This window comes from Rosenbergiella metrosideri (assembly GCF_022602565.1).
GTDB classification, from domain to species: domain Bacteria; phylum Pseudomonadota; class Gammaproteobacteria; order Enterobacterales; family Enterobacteriaceae; genus Rosenbergiella; species Rosenbergiella metrosideri.
The window spans coordinates 1-5,186 of record NZ_JALBCV010000031.1; the positions used below are offsets into that span (position 1 = coordinate 1).

The 5,186-nt window shown below is 45.8% G+C and carries 7 protein-coding genes; 5 read left to right on the top strand and 2 right to left on the bottom strand.

What is annotated here, in order from left to right; genetic code table 11:
* Positions 1–65: 65 nt before the first annotated feature.
* Both MKR94_RS16140 and MKR94_RS16145 read right to left on the bottom strand, forming a co-directional pair.
* Positions 66–320: a transcriptional antitermination N peptide gene (locus tag MKR94_RS16140; protein ID WP_241647842.1), complete on the bottom strand. Its 255-nt coding sequence runs from the start codon at positions 318–320 to the stop codon at positions 66–68.
* Positions 321–750: 430 nt separating this feature from the next.
* Positions 751–1,446 carry an XRE family transcriptional regulator gene (locus MKR94_RS16145; protein ID WP_241647843.1) on the bottom strand — a complete coding sequence of 232 codons (696 nt, stop codon included), beginning with the start codon at positions 1,444–1,446 and terminating at the stop codon, positions 751–753.
* A 106-nt stretch (positions 1,447–1,552) separates the two neighbouring features.
* Between MKR94_RS16145 and MKR94_RS16150 the strand changes: the two genes are divergently transcribed.
* From MKR94_RS16150 to rdgC, 5 genes are all read left to right on the top strand, one after another.
* Positions 1,553–1,780, top strand: a complete 228-nt coding sequence (locus MKR94_RS16150) for a transcriptional regulator (RefSeq protein ID WP_241647844.1) — start codon at positions 1,553–1,555, stop codon at positions 1,778–1,780.
* A 115-nt stretch (positions 1,781–1,895) separates the two neighbouring features.
* On the top strand, positions 1,896–2,189 hold the full coding sequence (locus tag MKR94_RS16155) for a CII family transcriptional regulator (protein WP_241647845.1): 294 nt from the start codon (positions 1,896–1,898) through the stop codon (positions 2,187–2,189).
* An 84-nt stretch (positions 2,190–2,273) separates the two neighbouring features.
* Entirely contained in the window at positions 2,274–3,113 is an 840-nt protein-coding gene (locus tag MKR94_RS16160; protein ID WP_241647846.1) for a replication protein, read from the top strand.
* A gap of 8 nt (positions 3,114–3,121) precedes the next feature.
* Complete coding sequence (locus MKR94_RS16165) at positions 3,122–3,970, top strand: ATP-binding protein (RefSeq protein ID WP_241647847.1); 849 nt, start codon at positions 3,122–3,124, stop codon at positions 3,968–3,970.
* A 221-nt stretch (positions 3,971–4,191) separates the two neighbouring features.
* Positions 4,192–5,100 (top strand): recombination-associated protein RdgC, encoded by a 909-nt coding sequence (gene rdgC / locus MKR94_RS16170; RefSeq protein WP_241647848.1) that lies wholly within the window; start codon positions 4,192–4,194, stop codon positions 5,098–5,100.
* Positions 5,101–5,186 lie beyond the last annotated feature (86 nt).

A 5,186-nucleotide genomic window follows, 5' to 3' on the forward strand; every position in this document is an offset into this window, starting at 1 on the left:
TACATTGAGCCAGTAAAGAAATATTTCTTATCTAGTGAAGAACTAAAAAAGAAATATCTTGGATACTAGCGAGCTGTAACTTGATTTGATTTACGATGACCTGCGAAAAATAGGCCGACATCTTGCAGGCATACTGAACCTGACTCACTGCTTGTATCTCGCAGCGTCAGAGTGCCGTTAAGAGCTTTACTGACTCGACCTGAGCAACCAGTCATAATCGACTCGATACGTTGCTCTAATCGGCTCTCAGCGGCTAATTGTTCACGTTCTAACTTGCGGCGATCAATACGGCGCAGCTTACAGCGTTTCTTTGCGTTCATGATTACCTCCGTAATTGGCTTTGGTGATGTTGTGGCATGAATCGAACATGCTTCCACAGGTGCGCTGCCTGTCACGGTACGCGCAGCAATCCGCTACATGACTAGTATTTTCACAGTTGCCTATCCGCTAGCTCGCCTTGAGCTTCACAACATCCCAGAGCCAACTATCTCTCCGGTGTACACCTCTCGGCATACCAACCTTATTGTTAAAGAAGCAGCCTGACTTCATGTCTGGCGCGGTACGCAATCCGTTTACCGCATCGACGTTTCGTTTCGATGTGCTTATTTAAAACTATGGTTGTTATTATGTCAACAACAAAGGTTGTTTATTTTAGTTGTTTTTTGTTTTGTTGGTTTTATTTGGTTGTTTTTGAATGGGTTTGAGACGAAAAAAATCCGCACGGTGGCGGACTTTAATGATTTAGAGCATTTAAAGTATGACTGAATACCAAAACACACGCCCTATAACTTCTATTTCTTGGCTAGGTACTTCCTGATCCATAAACTCATCTTTATTGAAACTGCGGATGCTTATCTGATTGTTTGGCATTTTATAGAGCTGCTTAATTCTTTTTAGGCCGCCATGATTGATGGCATAAAGCTTGCCGTCGATTACTTTTTTGTTGTTCGTGTCGACTGCGACCGTCGTTCCGTCAGGAATAACTGGCTCCATACTATTACCCGTAGCGGGGAAGCATAGGACTCCCGAACCATCGGTGTTCGCCCCAACTCTTCGTAGTGTTGATTTAGAGAATCTGAGCATAAATCCATTATGATCATCAGATCCGTAAGTGCCGTCACCACAAGCAAATTCAATATCTTTTAGAAAATGCACTTCAACCTCATCATCATCCAGAGGTGTATTACTATCCCAGGGTGAAACCTTTCCCCACTTACTCTCATCGGGTATAGACTCTCCACCCTTGTCCTCTCCAGTAGCTAGCCAAATTGAAGGAACACCGAGGGCCGCAGCAATCTGGCTCGTATAGGATGATGAGATGGCAATACCTTTCTCAAGCTTCTGAATAGCAGCCTGTGACACGCCGACCATCTCGCCCAAAGCCTTCTGAGACAATCCTTTATTTTTCCGCGACTCGCGCAGACGTTCAGCAAAAGTAGTTTTCATATTATGAACCTACAACGTAGGTTGTTTAAATTCAAACGAATATAGTTGTTGCAAATAAAACAACTAAAGTTTTATAATGACAACCATAATCACAATGGAGGTTGTTATGAACAACGTAATTAAAACCGCCATTGACCATGTGGGCTCCCAGAAAAAACTTGGTGATGCCTGTGGGGTTACTCAACAAGCGGTAGGTAAGTGGTTGAACGGAAAAGCAAAGGTTTCACCTGACAAGGTTCCTTTGATTGTTAAAGCCACTAAAGGTCTGGTTAAAGGTTATGAGCTTCGCCCAGATATGCCCCACTTGTTCAGAAAGCCACGGTCAGCGGCATAAGTAATTAGTAGTTCTGCTCTTTAACAAATCGCGCCCCTGCCGAAATGTGGGGAACCAATTCTAAGCATTCAGCTATTAGCTGATAGCTCAAATAAACACATGGAGATATTACCCAATGGAATCTGAAAAATACCGCAAAAAGGCTATGCGGATTGAATCACAACTACTCGGCAAGCTGGCTGTAATGGGGCAGACGAAGTTCGCCAAATTGATGGGGCTTACTGACACGAAAGTATGTCGCATGAAAGAGGGCTTCTTTGCTCAAGCAGCACTGGCATTAGCCATTCTGGAATACGGAGTGGACGACCACGAGATAGTGGAACTTGCGAAGAGATTTGCTGCGGTTCTGACAAATAAAAAAGCCACTGCGGAAACAGTGACTTCTTCACAAATGCTAATCGAGTTTTGAGAACTACCGATTTGCTAAGTAATCAACTTAACGAGGTAATTATGACAATAAACACTGATCATGTAAACAGTAAAGGGGGCTTCTATGGCTGAACCCGCTTTATCGAATATATCCCCAATAAGACCTGATTTGCAGGTCGTGGAGCAGCGCGTGGCAGATACAGACGATGGTTATACTCGTCTGGCAAACGAACTGTATGAAGAGCTGATAGGAGCTGACCTTACTAAAAATCAGGCCAAGGTTGCACATGCTGTTTGCCGGAAGACATACGGCTTCAACAAGAAGACGGATCGCATTGCTGATAGCCAATTAAGTGAGCTTACTAACCTTCCAAGACAGAAGGTGAATAAGGCTAAAAATGAATTGCTAGCTATGAAAGTATTAATGATGGATGGCAATAAAATTGGCCCTAATAAGAACCTGAATGAGTGGCAAATAACAGGTTGTCACCATAACAGTGTCAGTGTCACCAAAACGATGACAAAAAGTGTCACCAAAACAGTGACAGCGTTGTCACCAAAACAGGGACACACAAAAGACACTATTACAAAAGACAAGAAAGACAATATAAATAAACCCCCTATAGTCCCCCAGAAATCTAAATCATTCGACCCTCTTGAGTGCAGTCTCCCGGACTGGATTTCAAAAGAGCTTTGGGAATCTTGGATAGCTTTCAGAAACGACCTCAAGAAACCGATTAAGTCTCAGCAATCAGTTACCCAGATTATCAACCTACTGACAAGGTGCCGTGACATGGGGGTACCGCCTGAGCAGATAATCAATAACAGCATTGCTAATGGCTGGCAGGGATTATTTGAGCCTAAAGGGGCGGTACCAGTTAAGCCTGTGGCTAGACCAAAGCCAACGGCCGATAACTTCGCCGCGAAAGACTATGGAACCACTGAGACACCGACATGGGCATAGGGGCCAACATGAACTACGAAGAGCAAATCCAGCAGCTTCAGCGGAATATTCATATCCTGAGTGCGCCACCTGAAGAAATACCGAATACCGTTGTCGAGGTATGCACGGCAGTATGTGACAAACACGGTAAGTTTGACCAACGGACCCGCAAGGCAACTGGAGGAATTAAAATCCCCACAAGACCTTCTGAGTGTCCTGGTTGCTTGCAAGACAAAATAACTAATCTCCATGCCGAGCAGGAGAAGATGGCAGCTCGGAAAAAGGAATCAGAGATTAACCGTCTGATAGACAATCTCAACCTGCCTGAGCGATTCAAAGAATCAACGCTGGACAACTACTCCCCATCGAATGCCGAAGCGGAGCGTTGCCTGAAAGTCTGTAAAGCCTACACATCAAAGTGGCCAGAAAGACTGAAGCAGGGCGGGGGGCTGATTATGTGCGGTAAGCCGGGAACTGGTAAGAATCACCTTGCTCTGGCAATTTCAAAACACGTTATCTTTGAGCATCAGGACTCAGCTCTTTTCACAACAGCACTACGTATCGCTCGCAAGTTTAAATCTACTTGGAGTAAATCAGCCGATATGACTGAACAGGACGTAATTTCAGCTTACACGGACCCTGATTTACTAATCATCGACGAGGTAGGTGTCCAGTTCGGCAGCGAGTCAGAGAAGTTAATCCTGTTCGAAATTATCAATACCCGCTACGAAAAAATGAAGCCGACAATCCTGATTAGCAATCTGCCGAAAGACGAACTATCAGACTTTATCGGTGAGCGCGTCATTGACCGGATGAATGATGGCGGCGGCTGTACCCTGGCCTTCACATGGGATAGTTACCGGGGCCGCAATGCCTAAGCGAAGCAAACTAACCCAGCAAGAAGTCGATTATATCCTCAGAGTGTCTGGCAAGGTCCCGCTCGCATACATGGCTAAGCACCTTGGATGCTCTATCTGGACAGTCTGCAATCACGCAAATAAACATGGCATATCAACCCGAGTGCCTAAATCAATCATGACCAAACACTGGCCCGAGTTCTGTCCTGAACGCTGGCTAAACTAACCTCAAGGAATCCCCAATGAAACCATTTAAGAATGCGGTTATCTACCGACTGACCCGTGACGCCATTAATCTGGAAACCATGCAGGAACAGCTTGAAAGCTGCGCGTTTAAACCGTGCGGATCGCAAGACAAAATCTCTATGGGCTGGGTACCTCCGATGGGTAGCGGGTTCGGTAGCCTGATTCACATCGCCAACGGTCAGGCATTGATCACCGCACAGACCGAAGAGAAAATCTTGCCATCTAACGTTATCAAAAAGCACCTCGATGCGAAAATTGAGAAGCTGGAAACCGAGCAGCAACGTAAGCTGAAGAACACGGAGAAAGATTCACTGAAGGATGAGGTAATTCACACGCTACTCCCTCGCGCCTTTAGTCGTGAATCTCTGGTGAGAATCTGGATTAATCCAGCTAAGTCACTGGTGGTCGTAGATGCTGTAAGTACCAAGCGCGCCGAGGATGCTCTGGCATTGCTGCGTAAAAGTATCGGCTCTCTACCTGTCGTACCTCTCTCCATGCAGACACCGCCAGAAGTCACAATGACTGAGTGGGTTCGTTCTGGTTCGGTTGGTAACGGATTCACTTTACTTGACGAGGTTGAACTTAAAGCCACCTTAGAGACTGGCGGTACCGTTCGTTGCAAGAAGCAAGACCTTGTTAGCGATGAGGTATCAACCCACATCGAAGCGGGTAAGCGCGTGACCAGTGTTGGCCTTGATTGGCAGGAGCGCATCCAGTTTTCTCTCACTGACCAGTCGCGACTCAAGCGCATTAAATTCACCGACACACTACTTGAGCAGAATGATGATATTTCCCGCGAAGAACCCGAGGCGCGGTTTGATGCTGACTTTGTGCTGCTTACTGGCGAACTGGATTTGCTGATTGATAGCCTCGCCGATGCTCTCGGTGGTGAATCAAAGTTCTAACCCCCACACCGCTTAAAGCGGTTTTTTTATGTCAGTAGGAGAGGGATATGACACCAAATATTAATTACAAATACTCAGTTTTCCGT